Raw genomic sequence first — 25,404 nt, forward strand, 5'->3', positions numbered from 1 at the left:
CGGGGCGACCACAGTCAGCCCAGCACGAACCGGGGCTCGCCGGTCCCGGGCACGTCCAGGCGGGGCGTGACCGGGGTGGCCGCGTCCCGGGTCGCCGCCGCGCGGGCGACGCCGGCCACGTCGCCGCCGGCCGCCACCTGGGCCAGGTTCACCAGGGTGGGCGGGAGCATGGTCAGCTCGCCGGCCTCCGCCCGGGCCAGGGCGTCCGCCGGGCGGGCCCACAGGGTGTGGTCGGCCTCCCCGGAGACGTCCCGGGTCCGCTGTCCCTCCGGCAGCAGGGCCACGAAGAAGTACGTGTCGAAGCGGCGCGGCTCGAACTCCGGCGTGATCCACCGGCTCCACGGCAGCAGCAGGTCCGACCGGAGGGTGAGCCCGCGCCGGGCGAGCAGGTCGGCGAAGCCGCCCCGGCGCTGCTCCAGCGCCACCCGGTCGGCCTCCCAGTCGTCACCGCTGACGTCGCCGACCACGGTCTGCGCGTCGGGGCCGGCGAGCAGGACCCCGGCCTCCTCGAAGACCTCCCGGGCGGCGGCGCAGACGACCGCCTGCGCGGCCTCGGGGGTCAGCCCCAGCCGCTCACCCCACCCGGCCGGCGTCGGGCCGGCCCAGTCCAGGTGCGCCTGCGAGTCCGAGGGGTCGACCCCGCCACCGGGGAAGGCGTACATCCCGCCGAAGGCCATCGCGGCGACCCGTCGGATCAGGTACACCTCGAAGTCGTCGTCGGCGGGGCGGAGCAGCAGCACGGTGGCCGCGACCCGGGGCGCCGCCGGGGTGCCGCCCTCGGCGCGGAAGCGGCGGGCGTGCTCCACGAGCGCCGGGGGTGCGGGGAAGCCGTCGGCGTCGATCGTCATGCGCCGAGCCTAGTTCCCGACGGGTGGATCGCCCCCGCCGCCGTCGGGTGATCTTCGCTAGCGTGGCCGGCATGACTCGATGGGGCATCCTGGCCACCGGCAACATCGCCGCCCGTTTCGCCGAGGACCTGCGCCTGGTCCCGGGCGCCGAACTCGCGGCGGTCGGCTCCCGCACGGCCGAGAGCGCGGAGCGGTTCGCGGCCCGGCACGGCGTGCCGCGGGCGTACGCCTCCTGGGCGGAACTCGCCGCGGACGACGAGCTGGACGTCGTCTACGTCGCCACCCCGCACGCCGCACACCACGAGGCGGCCATGACCTGCCTCGCGGCCGGCCGGGCGGTGCTGCTGGAGAAGCCGTTCACCCTCGACCTGGCGACCAGCGTCGAGCTGGTCGACACCGCCCGCGCGGCCGGGGTCTTCCTCATGGAGGCCATGTGGATGCGGACGAACCCGCTCGTCCGCCGGCTCTGCGCGCTGGTCGCGGACGGCGCGATCGGCACGGTGACCGGCGTGCGGGCCGACTTCGGGTTGGCCGGGCCGTTCCCGCCGGAGCACCGGATGCGGGCCCGTACGCTCGGCGGCGGCGCCCTGCTCGACCTCGGCGTCTACCCGGTCAGCCTGGCCCACCTGCTGCTCGGCGTGCCCGACCACGTCCGGTCCTGGGCGAGGCTGAGCCCGGAGGGGGTGGACGAGAACACCGGCGTCGTCCTCGGGTACGACTCGGGCGCGGTCGCCACCCTCAGCTGCGGCATGGTCGGGGCGACCCCGCTGGTCGCCTCGGTCACGGGCACCACCGGCCGGATCGACCTGCCCGAGCCGTTCTTCCGCCCCGGCTCGCTGACCCTGCACCGGGCCGGCGCCGAGCCGGAGACGATCAGCGGCGAGCTGGTCGGCGGCGGCTACCAGTACGAGGCGGCCGAGGTCCAGCGCTGCCTCGCCGAGGGCCTCCTGGAGAGCCCCCTGGTCCCCCACGCCGCCACGCTGGAGGTGATGGCGCTCCTCGACCTCGTCCGCGCCCAGATCGGCGTCTCCTACTCCTGACGGAAGAACGCGAAAGGGGCCCCTCGTCGCCGAGGGGCCCCTTTCGCGTACGTCAGCTGAACAGGGGGCGGACCAGGAAGTACATCAGGGCGCCGATCGAGCCGGCGGCCGGGAAGGTGAGGATCCACGCCCCGACGATGTTGCCGGCCACGCCCCACCGGACGGCGGAGAGCCGCTTGGTGGCGCCGACGCCCATGATCGCCGAGGTGATCGTGTGGGTCGTCGAGATCGGCGCGCCGAGGACCAGCGCGTTGAAGTAGAGCACGCCGCTGGCCACGGTCTCGGCGGCGAAGCCCTCCGGCGGCCGGAGGTCGATGATCTTACGACCCAGGGTCCGGATGATCCGCCAGCCACCGGCGTACGTGCCGGCGGCGAGCACGGCGGCCGACGTCCAGAACGCCCACTCCGGGATGAAGCTGGGGTCGTCCTGGTAGCCGCCGACGTAGAGGGCGAGCACCACGATGCCGATGGTCTTGGCGGCGTCCTGCATACCGTGGCCGACCGACATGGCGGCGGCGGACGCGGTCTGCGCCCAGCGGAAGCCGCGGTTGAGCCGGCCCGGGTGCCCCTTCCGGAAGATCCACTGCACGGCGATCATGACGACGTAACCGAGCACGAAGCCGACCATCGGCGAGAGGATCATCGGGATGATCACGTTCTCCCCGATGCCGGTCCAGAGCACCGTGCCGGACGCGGCCACGGTCGAGCCGACCAGGCCGCCGATCAGCGCGTGCGACGAGGACGACGGCAGGCCGAAGTACCAGGTGACCAGGTTCCACACGATCGCGCCGATCACGCCGGCGAAGACGATGCCGAGGCTCGCCGTGCCGGTGGGCAGTTTCACCAGGCCGCTGCCGACGGTCTTGGCCACCTCGGCGCCGAAGTGGGCGCCGATGAAGTTGCCGACCGCCGCCATGGCCAGGGCCACCCGGGGTGTGAGCGCCCGGGTGGAGATGCTGGTCGCGATCGCGTTGGCGGCGTCGTGGAAGCCGTTGGTGTAGTCGAACGCCAACGCCACCGCGATCACCGCCAGCACGGCGATGAGTTCGGGACTCACAGGATCAGGACTCCTTGACCGCGATGGTCTCGACGGTGTTGGCCACGTGCTCGAAGGCGTCGCAGGCGGCCTCCAACTCGTCGGCGACCTCCTTCATCTTCAGCACCGTCAGCGCGTCGTACTCGCCGGAGAAGAGGCGGACCAGCAGCATCCGGTACACCTGGTCGCCGTCGTTCTCCAGCCGGTTGCACTCGATCCAGTAGTCCTCGAGGTCCTTCATCGACTTCAGGCGCGGCATGGCGTCGGCGGTCAGCTTCGCCTGCGCGTCCAGGACGTTGACCATCTCGTGCATCTCGCGGGGCAGCGAGGGGAGCTTGGTCAGGCCGTAGAGGTAGAGCAGGTTGCCGACCGCCTCGAGGTGGTCCATCACGTCGTCGAGCAGCGACCCGAGGCGGTAGATGTCCTCCCGGTCGAACGGCGTGATGAAGGTCGAGTTGATCTTCTTGTACAGCTCGTGGGTGATCTGATCGCTGTCGTGCTCCACCTCGGTGAGCCGCTCGCTGACCGACTGCACCTCCACCCCGGGGAGGGCCAGCTCGTTGAGCAGCTCGGTGCCCTTCACCAGATTCTGCGCGGCCCTGGTGAAGAGCTCGTAGAAGGCGCCCTCGTTCGGGCGGAAGGAAAACTTCACAGCACGGACCTCGTCGTGTCGGTGGAAGGGTCGCGGTCGCCCGGAGGGTGCCCGCCTGGGAATGCTAGAAAACGACGGAACCGGGAATTGCGCGGCCTCCCCCTGGTCAGGCCACATTCACCGGTCGTTCACCTGCCGTTCATCTACGCCGTTCTCGCGGGTCCCAGCAGCCGCTCCCGTTCCCGCCGGACGTCGAAACCGGCAGGCGGATACCCGAGATCGAGGGTGTCGAACGTCTCGCGGAGCAGGTGCGCGACGGCCCAGTCGCGGTACCACTTGCGGTCCGCCGGCACCACGTACCAGGGCGCGGCGTCCGTGCCGCACCGGCTGAGGGCCTCGGCGTACGCGGCCTGGTAGTCGTCCCAGCGGGCGCGGGCGTCGACGTCCGAGGGGTCGTACTTCCAGTGCTTGCGCGGCTCGTCCAGCCGCTCCAGCAGCCGCCGGCCCTGCTCGGCGTACGAGATGTGCAGCATCACCTTCACCAGGGCCACCCCGGCGTCGACCTGCTCCCGCTCGAAGGCGTTGATCTCGTCGTACCGGGCCTGCCAGATCGACTCGGGCACCAGCGAGTCGACGCGCGCCACGAGCACGTCCTCATAGTGCGAGCGGTTGAAGACCCCCACCTGGCCGGGCGGCGGGAGCGCCCGCCGGATCCGCCACAGGAAGTCGTGCCGCAGCTCCTCGGGGGTGGGCGGGCCGAACGAGCGGACGTGCAGGCCCAGCGGGTTCATCGCGCCGGCCACGCGCTTGATGGTGCCGTCCTTGCCGCCGCAGTCCATCGCCTGGAGCACCAGCAGCACGCGGCGCCCGGCAGCCGCACCCGGCCCGTCCGCGCCAGCGCCCCGGCCGGCCTCCCGGGCCTTCGCGTCGGCGAAGAGCATCTCCTGCTGCCGGCCCAGTTCCGCGCCGACCAACCCGACCTGGTGGCGGGCCCACTCCTTGCGCCGCCGGCCGGTCACCTCGGGCCCGGGCAGACCGGGCGTCGACCGGGGATCGACCGCCCCGAGGTCGGCCGCCGCGCCCGGCCTCACCCGGAGCAACTCTCGCGTGCTCCCCCCGACCGGTCCCACGACCCCGTCGACCCGCTCCACACCCGCGCCGCCCACGTCCGGCTCATCAGTCGCTCGCACCCCCGGATCATCACCCACCCCCACCCCTCCCGCCCCCCGGGTCTCGCGATCATGGACTTGTGGTGGGCGAAATCCGCGCCTTGGCGCCTTATGCGGGGCACCACAACTGCATGATCGGCCCGCTCGGGGCGCGGGGGCGGGGGGGGCGGGGGGCGGGGGCGGAGAATGGGCGGGAGGGGTGGGGTGGGTGGGTGGGGTGGGTGGGAGCGGGCAGGGAGGGTGGCGTGGGGGATCTGGTGGGCGAGTTCGAGGTGGAGCGGGGGCGGCTGCTGGCGGTGGCCCACCGGATGCTCGGCAGCCGCAGCGAGGCGGAGGACGCCGTCCAGGAGACCTGGCTGCGGTACGCCGCCGCGCTCGCCGACCCGGCGGCCCGCGCCGAGATCCGGCACCTCGGCGCCTGGCTCACCACCACCTGCGCCCGGATCTGCCTGGACGTGCTCCGCTCGGCGCGGGTACGGCGGGAGGCGTACCCGGGCCAGTGGCTGCCGGAGCCCGTGGTGACGCCGCTCGACCAGGGCCCGCGTACCGACGGCTTCGCGCCCGACCCCGCCGAGCGGGCGGTCCGCGCCGACCAGGTCGGCACCGCCCTGATGGTGGTGCTGGAGCGGCTCGCGCCGGAACAGCGGGTCGCCTTCGTGCTGCACGACGTCTTCGCCGTGCCGTTCTCCCGGATCGCCGAGGTGCTCGGTACGACCGACGCCGCCGCCCGCCAGCTCGCCTCCCGGGCCCGCCGGGCGGTGCACGCGTCCGACGCGCCCCGGCACACCGCCGACGCCGCCGAGCAGCGCCGGGTGCTCGCCGCCTTCGTGGCCGCCGTCGAGTCGGGCGACCTGGACGCGCTGGTGCGGGTGCTCGCCCCGGACGTGGTCGCCATCGGCGACAGCGGCGGCCACTTCCCCGCGGCCCGGCGCCCGGTGGTCGGTGCCGACTCGGTGGCCCGCTTCGTCCTGGGCCTGTTCGGCCGCGCCGGCCGGTACGGCGGCACGCTGCGCGCCCGTCGGGTGCTCGTCGACGGCGTGGAGGGCCTGCACATGGAGAGCCCGCACCCGGACGGCCGGACGCTGCGGGTGGTCGCCGCCCTCGCGGTCGACGGCGGCCGGGTCACCGGGTTGTTCCACCAGCTCAACCCGGAGAAGCTGGGCGACCTGCCGCCGCTGGCGGCCGAGGACGGCTGGCCGCCGCGCTGGTGACGACCCCGGCCGGTGCCGGCGGTCAAACCACCAGGGCCAGCCACTTCCGGTACGACGTGGCGAACGGTTCGACGCCGTCGCCCAGCGCCCCGAGGAGCCACCGGGCCGCCGCCTCGGCCTGCGCCACCACGTCGTCGGGGTAGCCGAAGCGGGCCCGGTGCTCGGCGAACTCGTCCTCGTCGCGCAGCTCCACCAGGCCGGTGGCCCGGCGACGCACCACGTCGAGGTCGAGATCGACGAGGTGGACGGTGTCGCCGTTCTCCCAGCGGGCCGGGCTGGCGATGTCGCAGTAGACCTCGCTGGTCCGGGGCGGCGGGTTGAACATGCCGGTCCACCAGGCATGGTGCGGCACCAGGAGGACGAACGGGATCTGCTCCACCGACGGCCGGCCGTGGTAGACGGACTTCGTGCCCTCGGTCACGCCGAGCCAGACGCCGAGCTCGTCCTCGGCCAGACGGCGGGCCGGGTAGTCACGGTGGGCGCTGCCGTCGTACTTGCGGTAGATCACGCGGACCACGTCGCTCGGCATGAGTCGCACCCTAACCGATACCGCCCATCGCTCGCCGTACGGAAGTAACCGGACGCGGTCGGCGGGAGACCGTACCGTGACGACGCCACACCCGGATCGGCGCGGCCGGTGTCGGGGACGGCGGGTACCGTCGCACGGTGACTCCGCGCCTCGCCACCGGTTCCGCCGCCCCCTCGCCCCGCACCGGAGGCCGGCGGCGGGGCGCCCGGCCGAGCGGGGTGGAACTGCTCGCCGCCGCCGTCGGCGCGGTGCCGGGCGGGGCGGCGCGCCCCGGTCAGCAGCAGATGGCGACCGCCATCGAGGAGTGCGTGCAGGCGCGGGAGCACCTGCTGGTGCAGGCCGGCACGGGCACCGGCAAGTCGCTGGCCTACCTGACGCCGGCGCTGACCGTGGACGGCCCGGTGGTGGTCTCCACGGCCACCCTGGCGTTGCAGTCCCAACTGGTCGACCACGACCTGCCCCGGCTCGCCGACGCCGTGGAGCCGGTGCTCGGCCGGCGGCCCACCTTCGCGGTCCTGAAGGGACGGCACCACTACCTCTGCCTGGCCCGGCTGGACAACTCCACGGAGGACGAGCCGGAGGACACCCTCTTCGACGCCCCGCCCGCACGCCCCGGCGGCGGCACCAGGTGGCTCGGCGAGGCGGGTCGGCTCGGCAAGCAGGTCCAGCGGCTGCGCGACTGGGCGGAGAAGACCGACACCGGCGACCGGGACGAGCTGGACCCGGGCGTCGACGACCAGGCCTGGCGGCTGGTCTCCATGCCGGCCAGGGAGTGCGTCGGCGCGTCCCGCTGCCCGTTCGGCGCGGAGTGCTTCGCCGAGGCGTCCCGGGCCCGCGCCCGGGAGGCCGACATCGTGGTCACCAACCACAGCCTGCTCGCGGTGGACATGCTCGCCGGCCGGCACATCGTGCCGCCGCACAAGCTGCTCATCGTCGACGAGGCGCACGAGCTGGCCGACCGGGTCTCCTCTGCCGCGCAGGCCGAGCTGGTGCCGGAGCTGATCGACCGCTCCGCGAAGCGGGCCCGCCCGCTGCTGCGGCCGGACGTCGCCGAGTCGCTCACCGCGGCCGGCGACGCCCTGGCGGTCGGGCTGGCCGAGGCGCCGGCCGGGCGGATCACCTCGGGGCTGCCGTCCGCGCTGCGCGAGGCGTGCACCCTGCTCGACGCGGCCACCCGGGCGGCGCTCGACGCGATCGGCGAGGTCAAGTCCGACGACCCGGACCCGGTGCGCAAGCAGCAGGCCAAGGCCGTGCTCGACGAACTCTCCGCCACCGCGCAGCGGCTGCTGGAGGAGGCCGACCACGACGTCGCCTGGGTGGAGAAGAACGACAACACCGGTCGCCGGGCGCTGGTGGTCGCGCCGCTCTCGGTCGCCGGCACGCTCGCCACCCACCTGTACGAGGAGCGCACGGTGGTCGCCACCTCGGCGACGCTGACGCTGGGCGGCCGGTTCGACACGGTGGCCCGGGCGCTGGGTCTGGAGGCGCCCCCGGCCGACCCGCCGTCGCCGGCCGCCGCCGCCCTGGCCGCCCGTTCCGCCGGGCGCACCGGCGGCACCGGGCCGGCAGAGGGCAGCGGCGCGACCGGGGGCGGCGCGGTGGCCGGCACGGCGGGGGCGCCGGCCACCTCGGGGCCGGGGTGGCGCTCCCTCGACGTCGGCTCGCCGTTCGACTACCCCCGGCAGGGCATCCTGTACGTCGCCGCGCACCTGCCCCGGCCCAGCGTCTCCGGGCTGCCCGACGCGGCCGGCGAGGAGCTGCTCGCGCTGGTCACCGCGCTCGGCGGGCGTACGCTCGGCCTCTTCTCCTCCCGGCGGGCCGCGCAGCAGGCGGCGGAGCTGCTGCGCGCGCGGACCGACCTGCCGGTCCTGCTCCAGGGCGAGGAGACGCTGCCGCTGCTGGTACGCCGGTTCCGGGAGGAGAAGTCCAGCTGCCTGTTCGGGGTGATGTCGCTCTGGCAGGGGGTCGACGTGCCGGGCGACTCCTGCCAGCTGGTGGTCATCGACCGGCTGCCCTTCCCCCGGCCGGACGAGCCGCTGGCGGCGGCGCGGGCGGCGGCGGTGGACGCCGGCGGCGGGTCGGGTTTCGCGGCGGTCAGCGTGCCGATCGCCGCGATCAGGCTGGCCCAGGGGATGGGGCGGCTGATCCGGTCGACGGGCGACAAGGGCGTGGTGGCGGTGCTCGACTCGCGCCTGGAGACCGCCCGGGGCTACGGGCCGTTCCTGCGCCGGTCGCTGCCGCCGTTCTGGTACACCACCCGGCCCGAGGTCGCCCGCGGCGCCCTCGAACGCCTCGCCAAGTCCTGACCCCGCGCGCGCCGGTCCCGGCACCGCCTGCCGGGGCCACGCGACGCCGAGAGGGTGGCCCCCCGGCTAGGGAGGCCACCCTCTCGGTGCGGCTGCGCGGATCGTGGCCGCGTTGTCGGGTGGGTCAGGGCGCCTGGGAGGCGACGACGACGGCGTCGGGCGGGGTGTCCGGAACGGTGCGGGCGGCGAGCCGGCGCACGGCCGTGTTGAGCACGGCGATCAGCGGCACCGAGACCAGCGCGCCGGTGATCCCCGCGAGGACCACGCCCGCCGCGATGCCGATGATGACCGCGAGCGGGTGGATGGCCACCGCCCGGCCCATGATCAGCGGCTGGAGGAGGTGCCCCTCCACCTGCTGCACCCCGATCACCGCGCCGAGGATGATCAGCGCGGTCACCGGACCGCTGTCGACCAGCGCGACCAGGACCGCGACGACGCCCGACAGGGTCGCCCCGACGATCGGGATGAACGCCCCGAGGAAGACCAGCGCGGCGAGCGGGAAGGCGAACGGGATGTCGAAGATGACCAGGAAGACGCCGATGCCGACGGCGTCGATGAAGGCGACCAGCACGGTCGCCCGGACGTAGGCGACCAGGGTCGCCCAGGACGCCCGCCCGGCGTCGTCGACCTTCCAGCGGGCGGCCACCGGCAGCAGCCGGACCAGGAAGCGCCAGATCTTGTTGCCGTCCCGCAGGAAGAAGAAGGTGGCGAAGAGCACCAGCAGCGTGCCGGTCAGCACCTCAGCCAGCGTGGCGGCCGTGGAGAGGGCGCCGCTGGTGAACTTCTCGGTGTTGTTGTTGATCCACTTCTGGCCCTCCTCGATGTAGTTGTCGAGTTGTCCGTCGGAGAGGTGCAGCGGGCCGGTCTTCAGCCAGTCCTGGATCTGCCGGACGCCCTCCGATGACTTCTTGCTCAGCTCCGGCACGCCCTGGATGAACTCGTTCACGACCAGGGTCAGCGTGCCGATCACCCCGGCCAGGCCGCCCACCAGGACCACCGCCGTCGCCATGGACCGGGGGAACCGGGCCCGCAGCAGCCAGCCGACCGCCGGCGCGAGCAGCGCCGAGAGCAGCAGCGCGACGGCCAGCGGGATGACCACGATCCGGACCGTGCCGACGATCTTCAGCAGCGCCCAGGCCACGACGCCGATCACGATCAGCCGCCAGGACCACGCGGCGGCGATCCGCAACGCGTGCGGCACGTCCGCGTCGTCCCGGCTGGAGGTGGAGTTGTGCATCGCCCCGGGCGGCGGGGCGCCGACCACGGTCGCGGACGGCGCCGCCGCCGGTCCGGGGGACGTCGGCGAGGCCACGCCGGCCGGTTCGGGGCCGTCGGCCGGGTCCGTACGGCGTGCCCGCACCGACTCCCGGCCCGACTCGTACGCGCGACGGAGCCGTCCGCGTATCTGCTCGAAGCGGCTCAAGCGCACCTCCTGGCAAGAGACCGGCCCGCCCACGCCGGTGGGCGGACAGGATACGTCCGACGACGCCACCGTAGGGCAGGTCCGCCACACATTGCCCCCGGCCCCCGGCGTGTAACCGCCCACGGCCGGCCGACCGGGACACGGTAGCGTCTCCGGCGTGACCGCCGACCAGAATCTCGACTCCAAGCTGCCGATCCGCCTGCTGCACGACCGTGTGCTGGTGCGGATGGAGGGGAGCGAGGGTGAGCGACGCTCGACCGCCGGCATCGTGATTCCGGCGACCGCCGCCGTGGGCAAGCGCCTGGCCTGGGCCACCGCCGTGGGCGTGGGGCCGAACGTACGCGCCATCGTCTCGGGCGACCGGGTCCTCTTCGACCCCGACGACCGCTCCGAGGTCGAACTGCACGGCCGCGGGTACGTGCTGCTGCGCGAGCGCGACGTGCACGCCGTGGCCGCCGAGCGGGTGGAGAACGACTCCACCGGCCTCTACCTCTGAGCCCACCCCCGCCCCACCCGCCCGGATGAGGGCGCGGGTGCCGTTTGCGTCGCTCCCCGCCGGGAAGCCAGCCGCATCACCGGCCCTGGGGAGGGACGCGATGCCGGTACTAGTGAAGAAGATTCTGCTCTGGGGGAGCGTCGCGTTCCTGATCTACTTCATGGCCTTCCGGCCGGAGGGCGCGGCGGAGATGTTCAAGGCGATCGGGGCGGGCCTGATGGCGATGGCGCAGGGCCTCGGTGACTTCCTCACCAGCCTGATGACCTGACGACAGGGCCGACCATCACGGGCGGCCCCGGTCCCGGGGTCGGGGGGCGGCCGGCGTACGCGCGTCAGTGGTGGCCGGGGGGCCACGGCGCCGGCGGCTGCTGGCCGTACCAGCCGGGCGGGCCGAAGCCGGCCGGGTGCGCCGGGGGCGGCGGCGGGACGAGCACCACCGGGATCGGCACGACGGGCTCGTCCGGCGCCTCGACCGACCGCTGCGTGCCGTCCGGGAACCGCAGGTGGTAGCGGTGCCCGTCCCAGATCCCCACCGGCACCTGCGGGTCCCGGCCCACGAAGAACGACCGGTACGCGCCGATCGCCTCCAGCAGTTCCCGTTCCTCCCGCGCGGTCCGCTCCCGGTCCACCGGGCGGCGGTCCAGGCCGCGCAGCGCGCCGTCGCGCAGCAGCGCCAGCCGGGTCGCCGCGAACTGGTAGCCGCGCATCGCCTTCAACCCGCCGTCGCCGGCCACCCGCTTGGCCCACACCCGGGCCGCGTGCCGCCGTCCCAGGCTGCTCAGCGCCGCCACCTCCGGCGGGGTGAGCCAGCCCGCCCGGACGTAGTCGGGCAGGGTCCGCTCGGTGAGCCGCCCCTCCCAGGCCCGTAGCCACACGGCGAGCCCGACCATGCCGAAGAAGACCGGCACCATCACGCCGATGAAGCCGTACAGCATGATCAGCGTCTCGCCGGTGGCCTGGGTGAGCGTCGGCAGCAGGTTCCAGAGCCCGTGCAGCATCATCGCCAGGAGCAGGCCGGCGAGCGGCGCGAGCACCCGCACCCACCGGCTGGCGGCGCGCGCGGCGATACCCAGTCCCACCCCCGTCATGGAGGTGAACAGCGGGTGGGCGAAGCCGAAGAGCAGGATCCGGACGATGAAGATGGCGATGACCTGCTGGGTGCCGGTCGCCGGCCCGTACCGCTCCACGCCGGTGGCGTAGCCGTAGCCGCCCAGGTAGAGGATGTTCTCCACCATGGCGAACCCGATCGCGGAGAGCCCGCAGTAGACCAGGGCGTCGGTGATCCCGGAGAACTCGCGGCGGCGGAAGATCAGCAGCAGGATCGGCCCGAGGGCCTTGGTCAGCTCCTCGATGAACGGCGCGACCAGCACCGCGGTCAGCGCGGTCGGCAGCCCCCAGTCCTCGAACAGCCCGGCGGAGAACTCGTTGACGGTCAGCGAGGCAGCGGTGGAGACGAACGCGCCCCAGGCGAAGCAGAAGACCAGGTACTTCAGGGGCTCCGGCTCGTAGCGGTCGAGCCAGAGGAAACAGCCCACCAGCACCGGAACCGGGAGGATCGCGGCGACCACGCCGATCAGCAGCGCCTCGACGCCCAGGTTCTCGCCCAGCGTGAAGACCATGAACAGCGCGCAGGCCGCGATGAACAGGACGGTGCCGGCCAGCACCAGGGCCCGACGCCACCCCAGCCGACGCAGCGGCATCCGGGGCCCGCCCCCGCCGGGCGACGGAACGGCGGGCGCGGTCGGCGACGGCGGCAGGGGTGCGCCGGGCGGGGTGTCGGCCATGCGGTCAGCGTAGCCATCCCCGGCCGCCTGGTCCGGCCGCATTCACCCGGCTATGCTGCCCGCAGGTCACGAGCGCCAGCGTCAAGCCCCGGCTTGCTGGCCGGCAACCCTCGTCGAGTTCGCGGTGGGGTGCCCCGGGTGATGACCGGGCCCGGCCCGATCCGCGTGCCGGGCAAGCGCGGACCCCGCCCGCTGTGCGCCCACCCGGGGTCCCTGGACCCGGAGGTCGGCCATGACCGTCACCCTCGTACCCCCGCCCGCGCCCGCGCCGCAGCCGCCCGCCGTCGCCGCCCCGCTCGACGTGCTCGGCGTACCCGGCCAGGTGAACCTCGACTACGCGGCCACCGCGCCCTGCGCGCGGGCCGCGGCTGACGCGGTGGCCGAGCTGCTGCCCTGGTACGCCAGCGTGCACCGCGGCGCCGGGGCGCTGTCGCGGCGCTGCACCCTCGCCTACGAGCGCGCCCGGCAGACGGTCGGCGACTTCCTCGGCGCCCGTGCCGACGACCACGTGGTCTTCACCCGCAACACCACCGACGCGTTGAACCTGCTGGCCCGGGCGTTGCCCGCCGGCACGACGGTGGTCACCTTCGGCGGGGAGCACCACGCCAACCTGTTGCCCTGGCCGCGGGGCTCGGTCCGGCTGCCGGTGCCGGAGGATCCCGCCGGGGCGGTCCGCGCGCTGGACGCCGCGCTCGGCGAGCTGCGCAGGCCGGACGCGAGGGGCGGTTCGGGGCCCGCCCGCCCCGGCGCCGGGCAGGGCCCGCCCGTGCTGGTCGCGGTGACCGCCGCGAGCAACGTGACCGGCGAACGCTGGCCGGTGGCCGAGCTGGCCCTGGTGGCCCGGCGGCACGGGGCCCGGATCGCGGTGGACGCCGCGCAGCTCGCCCCGCACGCGCCGGTGGACGTCGCCGCCCTCGACGTCGACTACCTCGTGCTCTCCGGCCACAAGCTGTACGCGCCGTTCGGCGCGGGGGTGCTCGTCGGGCGGGCGGACTGGCTGGACGCCGCGCCGCCGTACCTGGCCGGCGGGGGCGCCACCAGCCACGTCGGGGCGGCCACCCACGACGTACGGTGGGCGACCGGCCCGACCCGGCACGAGGCGGGCACGCCGAACCTGCTCGGCGCGGTCGCCCTGGCGGCGGTCTGCGCCGCGCTGGCCGACGCCGACCGGGCCGCCCTGCACGACGCCGAGCAGGCTCTGCTGACCCGGCTGCGCGAGGGCATCGCGGCCCTGCCGCACGTGCTGGAGCTGCGCATGTTCGGGCCAGCGGCGCCCCGGGTGGGGATCGTGTCGTTCGTGGTGGCCGGCCGGGACTCCGCGGAGGTGGCGGCGGAACTGGCGGCGACGTACGGCATCGGGGTGCGCGACGGCCTCTTCTGCGCCCACCCGCTGGCCCGGCGACTGCTCGACGAGGCGGCCGCCCGCAGCGGCCGGCGCGACCTGCCGCCGACCGCCCTGCGCGCCAGCATCGGCCTGGGCAGCACGGCCGGGCACGTGGACCGGCTGCTCGTCGCCCTCGCCGCGTTGGCCTGACCGGCCCGCGCCCGTTTCCTCGTACCGGAGCCGGCGGGGCGACCGGCTCCGGTACGGGTCCCGCAGGCGGCGGCGGGTGCCCCGTCAGGCCTCCCCCACCGCCGGCGCGCGGTCGCGGGTGCGCTGGATCAGCACCACACACGCCAGCACGGCCACCGCCGCCGCGATCGAGGCGGGGGTGACGGCCTCGCCGAGCAGCAGCGCCGACCAGAGCAGGGTGAGCACCGGCTGGGCGAGCTGGATCTGGCCGACCTGCGCGATGCCGCCCCGGGCCAGGCCCGCGTACCAGGCGAAGAAGCCCAGGAACATGGAGACCACGGTGAGGTAGCCGAACGCCGACCAGGCGACGGGGTCGGCGCGCGGAGGAGCCGCCACGGCGGCGGCGACCATGACGGGCACGGTGACGGGCAGCGAGAGCAGCAACGCCCAGCAGATCGTCCGGGCGCCGCCCAGCTCGCGGGCGAGCGCACCGCCCTCGGCGTATCCCAGGCCGCAGAGCACGACCGCGGCGAGCAGGAACAGGTCGGGCGGGGCGAGGGCCCCGCGTACCGCGCCGCTCGCGCCGAGGAAGGTGAGCACCGCCAGCAGCCCGCCGGCGCTGGCGACCCAGAACAGCAGCGGCGGTCGCTCGCCGGCCCGCAGCACCGCGAACACGGCGGTCATGGCGGGCAGCACGGTGATGACGACCGCGCCGTGCGCGGAGGTCTGGGTGATGAGCGCCAACGAGGTGAACAGCGGGAAGCCGACGACGACGCCGAGGGCGACGACCGTCAGCCGCCGCCACTGACCGCGCGTGGGCCGCGGGGCGCCGGTGGATCGCAGGTACGCCCATGCCAGCAGCGCCGCGCCGACGGCCCGGCCGAAGGCGACGAACCACGGGTCGAGCTGCTGCACGGCGACGCGGGTCGCGGGTAGCGACATGCTGAAGGCGAACACGCCCAGCGCGCCGAGGGCGAGGCCGACCGTGCGGTCCGCCGTTACCGTGGTCCTGACAGTAGCGCTACTGTTCCCGTTCATGAATGACGGTAACGCAGCCGACCGCGTCGTCCAAGACCTGCGCGCGCTCGCGGCTGTCGCGGAGCCCGGCACGCGGCTGCCCTCGGTACGCGAGTTGATCGCCCGGCACCAGGCCTCGCCGGTCACCGTCGCCGAGGCCATCCGTCAGCTCGTGGCCCAGGGCCTGGTCGAGACACGGGCCGGCAGAGGCACCTTCGTGGCCGCCCCGCCGCGCGAGTGGCGCGCCCCCGACCTGTCGTGGCAGACCGTGGCGCTCGGTCCCCGCCGGCCGGGCGAGGACGAGATGCAGGCGCTACTGGCGTTACCGCCCGCAGGAGCGATTCCGCTGTCCGGGGGCTACCTCGACGCGGAGCTGCAACCCGCCGCCGCGCTCGGGGCCGCGCTCACCCGCGCCGCCCGGCAGCCCGCGTCCTGGCAGCGCGGGCCGGCCGAGGGGCGCGAGGACCTGCGCGCCTGGTTCGCCCGCGAGGCCGGGGCCGGGCTGCGCGCCGAGGACATGGTGATCTGCCCGGGCGGACAGGCCGCGCTGTCGTCCGCGCTGCGGGCGCTCGCCGCGCCCGGCGACACCCTGCTCGTCGAGTCGCCGACCTACCTGGGCGCACTGGCCGCCGCCCGGGCAGCCGGCCTACGGGTGGTGCCGGTGCCCGCCGACGCCGACGGGGTGCGGCCCGACCAGCTCGCCGCCGCGTTCGCCCGCACCGGCGCCCGACTGTTCTACTGCCAGCCGCTGTACGCCAACCCGCACGGCGCGACGCTCGCGGATCACCGCCGGGCCCGGGTCGCCGAGGCCGTACGCGACGCCGGGGCGTTCCTGATCGAGGACGACTACGCCCGCGACCTCACCATCGACGGCCAGGCCCCGCCGCCGCTGGCCGCCGACGACCCCGACGGGCACGTCGTCTACCTGCGCTCGCTGACCAAGTCGACCGCTCCCGGATTGCGCGTCGCGGCGATCGGCGCCCGGGGCCCGGCCGGCGCCCGGCTGCGGGCGGCCCGGCTGCTGGACGACTTCTTCGTCGCCGGCCCACTGCAACAGGCCACGCTCGACTTCGTCACCGCCCCGGCCTGGACGCGACACCGCCGCGCCCTGCGCACCGCGCTGCGGGCCCGCCGCGAGGCGCTGCTGACCGCCCTCCGCCGGCACCTGCCGGAACTGGCCCGGCAGCCGGTCCCGCGCGGCGGCATGCACCTCTGGGTACGCCTGCCGGAGGGCACCGACGACGTCGCGCTGGCTGCCGCCGCGGCCGCCGAGGGCGTCGTCGTCTTCCCCGGCCGCCCCTGGTACGCCGCCGAACCCACGGCCCCCCACCTTCGCCTCACCTACGCCGCCGCCCCACCCGACCTCATGGACGAGGCCGTCCATCGTCTCGCCCGCGCCCTGCGGGCCTGACCCGGCCGACGGGGTGCGGGTCAGCCGAGCGGCGGGGCGGCGGGCGGCTTCGGGGCGTCGTCCCGCTCCCCCTCGCCGCGCGGTCGGTCCTGGTCGCCGAAGGACTGCCGGACCCCGCGGTTCGCCTCCTCCTGGGTTATGCCGGAGGCCACCATCAGGTCGCTGGCGGTGGTCCGCACCTGCGCGATCACGACGCTGCCGGAGAACCCGACCCCCTCGGCGTACGCCCGGCCGGCCTCGCTGACCGCGCGCAACGCCCGCTCCCGTGCCTGCTCCGGCTCCTCGCCGACGGCGAACTCGTGCCTGAGCAGGCGTACCGACTCGGCGAGATGGGCCACCGCGTCGAGCATCGTCTCCGGGATGGGCTCCTCGTCCTCGATCAGGGTCACCGCGCGCCGGGTCAGCGTGCCGGCGTTGCGCATCGCCCGGTCGATCGGCTCGGCGGCCCCGGCGTAGTGGGTGAGCTCGTCCCGCCGGTGCCACCGGGCCGGCGAGAGCAGGGCGGTCTCCTTCGCCCCCTCGATGGCCTCGGTGAAGGCCGACAGCTCCTGCTGGTTGTTGCGCAGCCGGTCCAGGGCCCGCTGGCCCTTCTCCCGGTCCCGTTCCCGCAGGGCGTCCGCGGTGGCGTCGAGCTGGTCGGCGAGCAGGTCCAGGGCCGGCCGGGCGGCCCGGTTAAGGACCCGCAGCGGATTGAGCGGCAGCAGGACCGCGGTGACCAGCAGCGCGATCCCACCGCCGACGAACGCGTCGATGAACCGGGGGATCTCCAGGTTCTCGGTCGACGGGCTGAGCGTGACGATCAGCACCGCCGTGGCCGCCGCCTGGATGACGATGGCCACGCTGGCACCGGCGAAGATCGTCAGCACGATGGCCAGGGTGACCACGAGGCCGAGCTGCCACGGGCCGGTGCCGAGCAGGTAGATGAGGAAGTCGCCGACGGCCACCCCGATCGCCACCCCGACGATCAGCTCCACGGTGCGGCGGAACCGCTGGCCGACCGACACGGCCAGGGTGCCCACGGCGGAGATCGGCGCGAAGACCGGCTGCGGGTTGCCCAGCAGTTCGTGGGCCGCCAGCCAGGACAGCCCGGCGGCGAGGCCGGCCTGCACAGCGAGCCCCAGCCCCAGCCGCAGCCGGTGCAGGCGGTCGTGCAGTGTGGTCTTACTGCGGTGCCGCAGGGTCTCCACGGCCTGGGCGACCCGGGCCGTGTCGAGCTCCTTGCCCCGGTCGCGCAATATGGCGCGTCGCACCAGTGAGGATCGACGGTCCCGCGCCACGGCCATGGCGGGGACTACCCGCGCCGCACCGGGTGAATCCTCGGCGCTGCGGCGGTACGGCAGACTCGGTCGGGTGGTCGACCTTCTCGACCGGTGGCGGGCCGCGGCCCGGGGCGCCGGAATGACCGACGCGGCGGAGCTGACCCGGGTCGGCGAGGATCTGCTGGCCCGCTGGCGGGAGCCGCACCGGCACTACCACGACACCGACCACCTGGCGGCCGTCCTCGACGTGGTCGACGCGCACGCGCCGGCCGCCGGGCGGCCGGACCTGGTGCGCCTCGCCGCCTGGTGCCACGACGCCGTCTACGACCCGCGCGCCGGCGGCGACGTAAACGAGCGCGACAGCGCGGCGCTCGCCGGCACGCTGCTCACCCGGGCGGGTCTGCCGGCCGACGCCGTGGCCGAGGTGCGCCGGCTGGTGCTGCTCACCGCCGGGCACGCGGTGGAGCCGGGCGACGCCGACGGGGCGCTGCTCTGCGACGCCGACCTCGCCGTCCTGGCGGCACCGCCCGAGGCGTACGACCGCTACGCCGCGGCGATCCGCCGGGAGTACGCGCACGTGCCCGAGCCCGCCTTCCGGGCCGGCCGTGCCCGGGTGCTCACCGGGCTGCTCGCCCTGCCGGCACTGTTCCGCCTACCGCCCCTGACCCGCCGCTGGGAGTCCCAGGCCCGAACCAACCTGACCCGCGAACTATCCACCCTCCACTAACCCCCGCCCTCCCCCGCCGCGTCCCTCCCCCCGCCGCGTCGATCATGGAGTTGTGGTGGGCAGGAAGCGCCCCTTGGTGGCTTTTGCGGGGCACCACAACTGCATGATCGACGCGGGAGGGGGCGGGGGTGGGAGGGCGGGGTGGGGTGGGGTGGGGTGGGGGCGGGTCAGGTGCTTGGGGCGGCGCAGCCCGGACTGTCGGAGCAGGCGGACCAGCTCCCGGCTCGGCACCACCCGGGCGCCCAGCCAGACCGCCATCGCGAACCGGTCGGCCGGGATGTCGTAGTGGTCCCGGTCGAACCCCCGGCGGGGCACGCCCAACGTCTCGGCGAAGGCGTGCAGCTCGGCGGGGGAGACGTCACTGATCAGGTGGGACCAGAGCCGTCCCCGCCACGGCCAGACGGGCCGGTCCAGATAGAGCATGTCGGCCAAGCTACCCCGCACGGGTACCGGTTGGTGATCGCGCGGGACCGACCGTAGCCTCGGCGACATGGCCGGTTCCCCCCTCCTCGACGACCTGCGGGCGGCGCTCGGCGACGACGCCGTCCTGACCGATCCGGACCTGCTGCGGATGCACGAGCGGGACGAGGCCGATCTCTGCGCCGCCGGCACGCCCCTGGTCGTGGTCCGTCCCCGCACCACCGCACAGGTGGCCGCCGCGCTGCGGGCGGCCGCGCGGCACGGCGTACCGGTGGTGCCGCAGGGGGCGCGCACGGGGCTGGCCGGCGCGGCCAACGCCGTCGACGGCGCGATGGTGCTGAGCACCGTCGCGATGGACGCGGTGCTGGAGATCGACCCGGTGAGCCGGATCGCCGTGGTGCAGCCCGGCGTGGTCAACGCGACGCTCGCCGCCGCCGTGGCGAAGCAGGGGCTGTGGTACCCGCCCGACCCGGGCTCGTGGGAGTCGTCCACGATCGGCGGGAACGTCGCCACCAACGCCGGCGGCATGTGCTGCGTCAAGTACGGCGTCACCACCGAGTACGTGCTGGGGCTGGAGGTGGTGCTCGCCTCCGGCGAGGTGCTGCGCACCGGCCGGCGTACCGCCAAGGGCGTGGCCGGATACGACCTCACCCGGCTCTTCGTCGGTTCCGAGGGCACCCTCGGCGTGATCACCGAGGTGACCGTGGCGCTGCGCCCCGCCCCGGCGCAGTCGCTGACCATGGTGGCGGTCTTCCCGTCCACCGCCGCCGCCGGCGCGGCCGTCGCCGAGATCGCCGCCCGGGGGCTCTCCCCCAGCCTGCTGGAGCTGCTCGACCGGACGCACCTGCGGGCGATCGAGGCGTACCGGCCGATGGGGCTGCGCACGGACGCCCAGGCGCTGCTGCTGGCCGCCGCCGACACCGGCTCCCGCGCGGCCGACGACCTGGCCGGCCTGGCCGCGGTCTGCGAGGCGGCCGGCGCCGACGAGGTCTACGCGGCCACCGACGCCGTGGAGGCGGCGGCCCTGTTGCAGGCCCGCCGGCTCGCGCACCCGGCGATGGAGAAGTTCGCGGCGGAGACGTACCCGGGCGGCAACGGCGGCCTGGTCATCGACGACGTTGCGGTGCCCCGGGGCGCATTGGCGGCACTGCTCGACGGGGTGGCCCGGATCGCGGCGGAGTGCGACGTGACGATCGGCGTGGTCGGCCACGCCGGGGACGGCAACATGCACCCGAACATCGTGGTGGACCGGGCCGACCCGGCGAGCCTCGAACGCGGCCGGCGCGCGTTCGACGAGATCATCCGCCTCGGCCTGGAGCTGGGCGGCACCTGCACGGGCGAGCACGGCGTGGGCCTGCTCAAGCGCGACTGGCTGGCCCGCGAGATCGGCCCGGTGGGCATGCGGGTGCACCAGGCGATCAAGGCCGCCCTGGACCCGGCCGGCCTGCTCAACCCCGGCAAGGTCCTCTGACCGGCGGGGTCCGGGCCGGGCGCCGTCAGGCGGTCATCTCGGCCGGGGTGGCCTGGGTGAGCAGCAGCAGGATCTCGTTGGCGATGGGCGGGTGCTCCTCGCCCGGGCAGTCCTGCGACGTGACCAGGCCGGTCGAGGTGAGCAGGCTGGAGGTCAGGGCGTCGATGCAGGTGACCTGGTAGCGCCGGGCCTGGTCGGTCTCCTCCGCCAGCCCCGGGTCGGCGAGCAGCCCCTCGAGCCGGGTGACGTGTTCCGGGCCGAGCATCCCGGTCGACGTCACGCCGTCGCCGGCGCAGTCGACGCACTCCCACCTGCCGTCCGGTTCCACGTTGAGCGTGCGCAGCGGGCCGTCCGTGCCGACCCGCTGGAGGAGGCTGACCTCGCCCTTCCCGGCGGTCGCCGCACCGCCGGGACCCGGCTGCGACAGCCCGGTGCCGATTGGCCCCGGCGCCGGGCCGTCGTCGGCGTTACCGGGCAGCGAGCAGCCGGCGAGGGCGGCGGCCAGCAGGGCGGCGACGGACACGCGGACCGGACGCGGCCAGGAAGCGGAGGGCACGCGCCGGAACCTACCCCACCGTAGGTAAGGGCCGTAACCGCTCACCGGGGTCGGGCGGGCGAATGTAGGGGGTGACCGGGGCCGGGCCGGTCAGCGGGACGAGGACGGCAGTTCGGCCTGGTCGTCGTCCGCGCCGCGGTCCGCCGCGAAGCCCCGTACGTCGGGCGCGCCGAGCCGGGCGGCGTCGGCGGTGGCGTCGTCGGGCATCAGCTGGGACTCGCGTTCCGCCTCCACCCGGGCCCGGTAGTGCTCCACCTCGCGGGCCCGGGTGGCCTCGTCCCAGCCGAGCACCGCGCCCATCAGCTCGGCCGTGTGGCCCGCCGACTCCAGGCCCCGGTGCGCCGTCTCGAAGGAGATCCGGGTCCGCCGGGTGAGCACGTCCTCCAGGTGCAGCGCCCCCTCGGCACGGGCCGCGTACGTCACCTCGGCGGCAAGGTACTCCGGGGCGCCGGCCAGCGGGGAGGCCAGCAGCGGGTCCGCGTCGATCAGCGCGAGCAGGTCGCGGGTGAGCGTGCCGTAGCGCTCCAGCAGGTGCTCGATCACCCCGACCGGCATCCCGTGCCGCCGGGCCAGGTCCGCCCGGTCCCGCCACATCGCCGGGTAGCCGTCGGCGCCGAGCAGCGGCAGGTCGGCGGTGCGGGAGGGGCGTACGGCACCGAGCCGGTGGGCGGCCCGGTCGACCACGTCGGAGGCCATCACCCGGTACGTCGTGTACTTGCCGCCGGCGACCAGCAGCAGACCGAGCATCGGCTCGAAGACGGCGTGCTCGCGGGACAGCTTGGAGGTGGAGTCTGCCTCGCCGGCCAGCAACGGCCGCAGCCCGGCGTAGACGCCCTCGATGTCGGCCGTCGTGAGCGGCCGGTCGAGCACCGTGTTGACCTGCTCCAGCAGGTATTCGATGTCCCGCGCGGAGGCCGCCGGGTGGGACCGGTCCAGCCGCCAGTCGGTGTCGGTGGTGCCGATGATCCAGTGCCCGCCCCACGGGATGACGAAGAGCACGCTGGTGGCCGTACGCAGGATCAGCCCGGCCTCGCCGGTGATCGCCGAGCGGGGCACCACCAGGTGCACGCCCTTGGAGGCCCGGACGCGGATCCCGGGGCGCAGCCCGACGTCGTTCAGCATCCGCGACATGTCGTCGCTCCACACCCCGGTGGCGGCGATGACGGTGCGGGCACGTACCTCGAACTCGGCGTCCGGGGAGCCGGGGGGCGCCTCCAGGTCGCGGATGCGGACGCCGGTGACCTCGCGGGCCTGCCGGATGAGCCCGACCGCCCGGGTGCTGGTCACCACGGTCGCGCCCAGGCTGGCCGCCGTGCGGGCCAGGGTCACCACCAGCCGCGCGTCGTCGACCTGCCCGTCGTAGTAGCGGATCGCGCCGGCCACCGCGTCGGCGCGCAGGCTGGGGAAGACCCGGCGGGCGCCCTCGCGGGTCAGGTGCCGGTGCAGCGGCATGCCGCGCCCGCCGCCGAAGACCCCGGCGAAGGCGTCGTAGGCCGCCACGCCAGCGCCGTAGTAGGAGCGGCGGAACAGCCGGGCGGGCAGGCCGCGTACGCCCCGCCCGTCGGGCAGCGGAACCAGGATGGGCACCGGTCGGACCAGGTGCGGCGCCAGCCGGGTGGCGAGCAGCCCGCGCTCGGTGAGCGCCTCGTGCACCAGGTGGAACTCCAGCTGCTCCAGGTAACGCAGGCCCCCGTGGATGAGCTTGCTGGAGCGGCTGGAGGTGCCGGCGGCGTAGTCGCGCGCCTCCACCAGGGCCACCTTCAACCCCCGCGAGGCCGCGTCCAGGGCGGCCCCCGCCCCGGTCACGCCACCGCCGATGACCAGCACGTCGAAGCGTTCGGCGCGCAGGCGGCGCAGGTCGGCGGCCCGGCGCTCGGGGGAGAGCTGGCCGGCCGTCGTTCGGGACACGTTGGGGTCACGCACCCGTCCACGGTAACCGCCGCCGCCACCCGGCGGGACACGCCGTCCGCGCCGTACTGTCTGGGGATGGAGGTCGGCCCCCCGTTCCCCGCTGGTCAACCCTTCCCACGCCCGCCGGCCACGCCGGGCCGGCCGAGCCCCTGGGCGGTGGTGGCGGCGGCGGTGACCGGCTGCTGGACGGTCGGGCTCGTCGTCGTCGGCCAGCTCGGCGGCTGGCTGGCCGACCAGGTCCTGCTGGCCTCCGGGCTGGACCGCGTGGTCTTGCTCTGGCCGGCGACGGTGCTGTTCACCGTGCTGCTGGTGGGCGCGCCCGCGCTGGCGCTCGCCCTGCTGCCCCGCTCGGCGACGGTCCGCACCGCCGGCCGGACCTGGCTGGCGGCGGCGCTCGCGCTCGGCGCGCTGGGGCTGCTCCGGGCGTTGCCACCGGTGCACCACGAGGCGTACCTCGCCGCGCTGGCCGCCACGGCCGCGCTGGCCGCCCTCGTCCTGCGGGCGCTGGCCCGCCGCTCGGCGGTCACGACGCCCCGGGTGCCCGCGGCTGTCGCGCCGCGTCGGGTGCCCGCGGCTGTCGCGCCGCGTCGGGTGCCCGTGTCGGCCGTCACGCTGCTCGGGGTGGCCGGCGGGCTGGCGCTGCTGCTGCCCTGGGCCTGGTTGGGGGCGCTCGGCGGGCTGCTGGAGACGGTGCTCGCCGGGCTCGCCGCCGCCGCGCTGGGCGTGCTGGCCGGGGCGCTGCTGGACGGCGCCTTCTGGTCCCGCTTCACCGTCGGCGAGCCGGCCCGGCCGACCCGGTTGGTGCTGGTCGGCGGGCTGGTCGCCGGGGTCGCGCTGCTGCTGCTCGCCGCCGGGGTGGGGCAGTCCGGGGCCCAGCTCCCCCTGCTGCTGACCCTGCCGCCGGCCGGCTTCGCGTTGGCGGCCCTGCACGCGGCGGCCCGCCGTCCGACCCCGGCCGGCCCGCCGGGTGCCGCCTCCGCCGGCTCCCCGGGGGCCGCTCCGGCCGACCCTTCGGGCCCGCTCCCGGCCGATCCCGCCGGGGCCGTCCGCACCGACCCCACCGGCCCCGACGGCCGGGAGCCGGCCGGGCCGGTGACGGGTGCCCTCCGGCCCGCGGCCCGTTGGCTGGTCGGGCTCGGCGTGCTCGGCCCGCTGGCCTTCGCCGACCCCGAGGAGATCACCCTCCTCCTGGCCGGCACCCGCGACGTGCCGTTCTGGGTGGCTGCCGCCGCCGGCGCCGGGCTCGCCGTCGCGGCCGTCCTCGCCGTGGCGTACGGGGTGCTGCTCACCCGTCGTCGGCGGCCGAGCCGGTGGGTCGCCGGGGTGACCGCCGCCGCCCTGCTGGTCGCGGTCGGCGTGGTGGCCGTCGGCGCGGGCCAGCCCGGCCTGCACGGCGAGCGGCTGTTCGTGGTGCTCCGCGAGCAGGCCGACCTCGGCGGCGTCCCGGCGACGACCGGCCGGGCCGGCCGGGACGCCCGGGTCGCCGAGGTCCATCGGCGGCTGGTCGCGACCGCGCAGCGGACCCAGGCCGACCTGCGCCGGGACCTGCGCCGGCTGCGGCTGGACCACACCCCCTACTACCTCGTCAACGCAGTCGAGGTGGACGGTGGGCCGGTGGTACGGGCCTGGCTGTCGCGCCGCCCCGAGGTCGCCCGGGTGCTGGTCAGCCAGCGGGTACGACCGCTGCCCGCGCCGGCCGGCCGCAGTCGCGGCACCGCGTCCGCGCCCGCCGGCCCCGAGTGGAACGTCCGGATGCTCGGTGCGGACCGGGTCTGGTCCCAGCTCGGGGTGGACGGTTCCGGCACCGTGGTGGGCAGTTCGGACTCGGGCGTGGACGGCGGGCACCCCGCGCTGGCGGGCGGCTTCCGGGGCGGCGACGACTCCTGGCACGACCCGTGGGCCGGCACCCGGGCGCCGACCGACCAGGGCGGGCACGGCACCCACACGGCGGGCAGCGCGGTGGGCCGGGGCGGCATCGGGGTGGCCCCGGGCGCCCGGTGGATCGGCTGTGTCAACCTGGACCGCAACCTCGGCAACCCCGCCTACTACCTGGACTGCCTCCAGTTCATGCTGGCGCCCTTCCCCCCGGGCGGGGACCCGTTCACCGACGGGCGCCCGGCGCGCGCCCCGGACATCCTCACCAACTCGTGGGGCTGCCCGGCGATCGAGGGCTGCGACCCGGGCGTGCTCCGGCCGGCCACCGCCGCCCTGGACGCCGCCGGCATCATGGTGGTGGCCGCGGCCGGCAACACCGGGCCGTACTGCGGGTCGATCGACGACCCGCCGGCCCCGTACGCGGACGTGCTGACCGTGGGCGCGGTGGACCGGCAGCGCCGGGTGACCACCTTCTCGTCCCGGGGTCCGGTGCGGGGGGCGGTCAAGCCGGACCTGGTCGCGCCGGGCGACGAGGTGCTGTCGGCGATGCCGGGCGGCGGGTACGCCACCCTGAGCGGCACCTCGATGGCGACGCCGCAGGTGGCCGGCGTGGTGGCGCTGATGTGGTCGGCCGATCCGACGCTGGTCGGCGACCTGCCCCGTACCCGGCAGATCCTGCGGGACACCGCGACCCCGGCCGTGGCGACGTACGCCTCCCGGACGGACACCTGCGGCGGCGACGCGAACGTCACCGGCGCCGGCCTGGTCGACGCGTACGCCGCCGTCCGGGGGGCCCGGGGGTGAGAGCCC

The 25,404-nt window shown here is 75.6% G+C and carries 21 protein-coding genes, 2 pseudogenes and 1 riboswitch; of the genes and pseudogenes, 11 read left to right on the top strand and 12 right to left on the bottom strand.

Annotation, left to right across the window (positions count from 1 at the left end; genetic code table 11):
* Positions 1-14: 14 nt before the first annotated feature.
* Positions 15-848: an NUDIX hydrolase gene (locus tag ACFHW0_RS13475; RefSeq protein WP_416607613.1), complete on the bottom strand. Its 834-nt coding sequence runs from the start codon at positions 846-848 to the stop codon at positions 15-17.
* A gap of 71 nt (positions 849-919) precedes the next feature.
* Here ACFHW0_RS13475 and ACFHW0_RS13480 point away from each other — a divergent pair, with 71 nt between their 5' ends.
* Positions 920-1,888: a Gfo/Idh/MocA family protein gene (locus ACFHW0_RS13480; RefSeq protein WP_416607614.1), complete on the top strand. Its 969-nt coding sequence runs from the start codon at positions 920-922 to the stop codon at positions 1,886-1,888.
* A 52-nt stretch (positions 1,889-1,940) separates the two neighbouring features.
* On the opposite strand, the gene ACFHW0_RS13485 is transcribed toward ACFHW0_RS13480, so the two are convergent.
* The 3 genes from ACFHW0_RS13485 to ACFHW0_RS13495 all read right to left on the bottom strand — a co-directional run bounded on the left by ACFHW0_RS13485 (position 1,941) and on the right by ACFHW0_RS13495 (position 4,667).
* Positions 1,941-2,945 carry an anion permease gene (locus ACFHW0_RS13485; protein ID WP_416607615.1) on the bottom strand — a complete coding sequence of 335 codons (1,005 nt, stop codon included), beginning with the start codon at positions 2,943-2,945 and terminating at the stop codon, positions 1,941-1,943.
* 4 nt (positions 2,946-2,949) lie between these two features.
* On the bottom strand, positions 2,950-3,576 hold the full coding sequence (locus ACFHW0_RS13490) for a DUF47 domain-containing protein (RefSeq protein WP_088998168.1): 627 nt from the start codon (positions 3,574-3,576) through the stop codon (positions 2,950-2,952).
* 143 nt (positions 3,577-3,719) lie between these two features.
* Positions 3,720-4,667 carry a PPK2 family polyphosphate kinase gene (locus ACFHW0_RS13495; protein WP_416607723.1) on the bottom strand — a complete coding sequence of 316 codons (948 nt, stop codon included), beginning with the start codon at positions 4,665-4,667 and terminating at the stop codon, positions 3,720-3,722.
* A 263-nt stretch (positions 4,668-4,930) separates the two neighbouring features.
* Here ACFHW0_RS13495 and sigJ point away from each other — a divergent pair, with 263 nt between their 5' ends.
* Complete coding sequence (gene sigJ / locus ACFHW0_RS13500; RefSeq protein ID WP_416607616.1) at positions 4,931-5,896, top strand: RNA polymerase sigma factor SigJ; 966 nt, start codon at positions 4,931-4,933, stop codon at positions 5,894-5,896.
* A 22-nt stretch (positions 5,897-5,918) separates the two neighbouring features.
* Here the strand turns inward: sigJ and ACFHW0_RS13505 are convergent, their stop codons facing one another.
* On the bottom strand, positions 5,919-6,425 hold the full coding sequence (locus tag ACFHW0_RS13505) for a DUF402 domain-containing protein (RefSeq protein ID WP_416607617.1): 507 nt from the start codon (positions 6,423-6,425) through the stop codon (positions 5,919-5,921).
* Positions 6,426-6,494: 69 nt separating this feature from the next.
* On the opposite strand from ACFHW0_RS13505, the pseudogene ACFHW0_RS13510 reads away from it, so the two are divergent.
* Both ACFHW0_RS13510 and ACFHW0_RS13515 read left to right on the top strand, forming a co-directional pair.
* A pseudogene (locus ACFHW0_RS13510) lies at positions 6,495-7,915 on the top strand (ATP-dependent DNA helicase); the annotation flags it as partial.
* 120 nt (positions 7,916-8,035) lie between these two features.
* Positions 8,036-8,731: pseudogene (locus ACFHW0_RS13515) on the top strand (ATP-dependent DNA helicase); the annotation flags it as partial.
* A 124-nt stretch (positions 8,732-8,855) separates the two neighbouring features.
* Here the strand turns inward: ACFHW0_RS13515 and ACFHW0_RS13520 are convergent.
* Complete coding sequence (locus tag ACFHW0_RS13520) at positions 8,856-10,223, bottom strand: AI-2E family transporter (protein WP_416607618.1); 1,368 nt, start codon at positions 10,221-10,223, stop codon at positions 8,856-8,858.
* Between the two features lie 88 nt (positions 10,224-10,311).
* Between ACFHW0_RS13520 and ACFHW0_RS13525 the strand changes: the two genes are divergently transcribed.
* Both ACFHW0_RS13525 and ACFHW0_RS13530 read left to right on the top strand, forming a co-directional pair.
* A complete protein-coding gene (locus ACFHW0_RS13525; protein WP_121400053.1) occupies positions 10,312-10,650 on the top strand; it encodes a GroES family chaperonin in 339 nt (112 codons plus the stop codon).
* 100 nt (positions 10,651-10,750) lie between these two features.
* Positions 10,751-10,918 carry a hypothetical protein gene (locus ACFHW0_RS13530; protein WP_165947924.1) on the top strand — a complete coding sequence of 56 codons (168 nt, stop codon included), beginning with the start codon at positions 10,751-10,753 and terminating at the stop codon, positions 10,916-10,918.
* A 64-nt stretch (positions 10,919-10,982) separates the two neighbouring features.
* Here the strand turns inward: ACFHW0_RS13530 and ACFHW0_RS13535 are convergent, their stop codons facing one another.
* Positions 10,983-12,476, bottom strand: a complete 1,494-nt coding sequence (locus tag ACFHW0_RS13535) for a PrsW family intramembrane metalloprotease (protein WP_416607619.1) — start codon at positions 12,474-12,476, stop codon at positions 10,983-10,985.
* A 22-nt stretch (positions 12,477-12,498) separates the two neighbouring features.
* A riboswitch (SAM riboswitch) is annotated at positions 12,499-12,619 on the top strand.
* 47 nt (positions 12,620-12,666) lie between these two features.
* Here ACFHW0_RS13535 and ACFHW0_RS13540 point away from each other — a divergent pair.
* Positions 12,667-13,968: an aminotransferase class V-fold PLP-dependent enzyme gene (locus ACFHW0_RS13540; protein ID WP_416607620.1), complete on the top strand. Its 1,302-nt coding sequence runs from the start codon at positions 12,667-12,669 to the stop codon at positions 13,966-13,968.
* An 84-nt stretch (positions 13,969-14,052) separates the two neighbouring features.
* On the opposite strand, the gene ACFHW0_RS13545 is transcribed toward ACFHW0_RS13540, so the two are convergent.
* On the bottom strand, positions 14,053-14,985 hold the full coding sequence (locus tag ACFHW0_RS13545; RefSeq protein ID WP_416607621.1) for a DMT family transporter: 933 nt from the start codon (positions 14,983-14,985) through the stop codon (positions 14,053-14,055).
* Between ACFHW0_RS13545 and ACFHW0_RS13550 the strand changes: the two genes are divergently transcribed.
* Entirely contained in the window at positions 14,984-16,375 is a 1,392-nt protein-coding gene (locus ACFHW0_RS13550; protein WP_416607622.1) for a PLP-dependent aminotransferase family protein, read from the top strand. The two genes, ACFHW0_RS13545 and ACFHW0_RS13550, sit on opposite strands and share 2 nt — an antisense overlap.
* A 20-nt stretch (positions 16,376-16,395) precedes the next feature.
* Here the strand turns inward: ACFHW0_RS13550 and ACFHW0_RS13555 are convergent, their stop codons facing one another.
* The gene (locus ACFHW0_RS13555) at positions 16,396-17,652 is read right to left on the bottom strand and encodes an FUSC family protein (protein ID WP_416607724.1); all 1,257 of its coding nucleotides are present in this window, start codon (positions 17,650-17,652) and stop codon (positions 16,396-16,398) included.
* 121 nt (positions 17,653-17,773) lie between these two features.
* Here ACFHW0_RS13555 and ACFHW0_RS13560 point away from each other — a divergent pair, with 121 nt between their 5' ends.
* Positions 17,774-18,361 carry a metal-dependent phosphohydrolase gene (locus ACFHW0_RS13560; RefSeq protein ID WP_416607725.1) on the top strand — a complete coding sequence of 196 codons (588 nt, stop codon included), beginning with the start codon at positions 17,774-17,776 and terminating at the stop codon, positions 18,359-18,361.
* Positions 18,362-18,403: 42 nt separating this feature from the next.
* Here ACFHW0_RS13560 and ACFHW0_RS13565 read toward each other — a convergent pair whose 3' ends face one another.
* Positions 18,404-18,784: a DUF4031 domain-containing protein gene (locus ACFHW0_RS13565; RefSeq protein ID WP_416607623.1), complete on the bottom strand. Its 381-nt coding sequence runs from the start codon at positions 18,782-18,784 to the stop codon at positions 18,404-18,406.
* Between the two features lie 67 nt (positions 18,785-18,851).
* On the opposite strand from ACFHW0_RS13565, the gene ACFHW0_RS13570 reads away from it, so the two are divergent.
* Positions 18,852-20,252 carry an FAD-binding oxidoreductase gene (locus tag ACFHW0_RS13570; protein ID WP_416607624.1) on the top strand — a complete coding sequence of 467 codons (1,401 nt, stop codon included), beginning with the start codon at positions 18,852-18,854 and terminating at the stop codon, positions 20,250-20,252.
* Between the two features lie 25 nt (positions 20,253-20,277).
* Here ACFHW0_RS13570 and ACFHW0_RS13575 read toward each other — a convergent pair whose 3' ends face one another.
* Together ACFHW0_RS13575 and ACFHW0_RS13580 are read right to left on the bottom strand one after the other, a co-directional pair.
* Positions 20,278-20,808: a hypothetical protein gene (locus tag ACFHW0_RS13575; protein ID WP_416607625.1), complete on the bottom strand. Its 531-nt coding sequence runs from the start codon at positions 20,806-20,808 to the stop codon at positions 20,278-20,280.
* Positions 20,809-20,898: 90 nt separating this feature from the next.
* Entirely contained in the window at positions 20,899-22,716 is a 1,818-nt protein-coding gene (locus ACFHW0_RS13580; RefSeq protein ID WP_416607726.1) for a glycerol-3-phosphate dehydrogenase/oxidase, read from the bottom strand.
* A 78-nt stretch (positions 22,717-22,794) separates the two neighbouring features.
* Between ACFHW0_RS13580 and ACFHW0_RS13585 the strand changes: the two genes are divergently transcribed.
* A complete protein-coding gene (locus ACFHW0_RS13585; protein ID WP_416607626.1) occupies positions 22,795-25,398 on the top strand; it encodes a S8 family serine peptidase in 2,604 nt (867 codons plus the stop codon).
* The last annotated feature ends 6 nt before the right edge of the window (positions 25,399-25,404 follow it).

It is taken from the genome of Micromonospora sp. LOL_025 (assembly GCF_048060285.1).
Lineage (GTDB): Bacteria > Actinomycetota > Actinomycetes > Mycobacteriales > Micromonosporaceae > Micromonospora.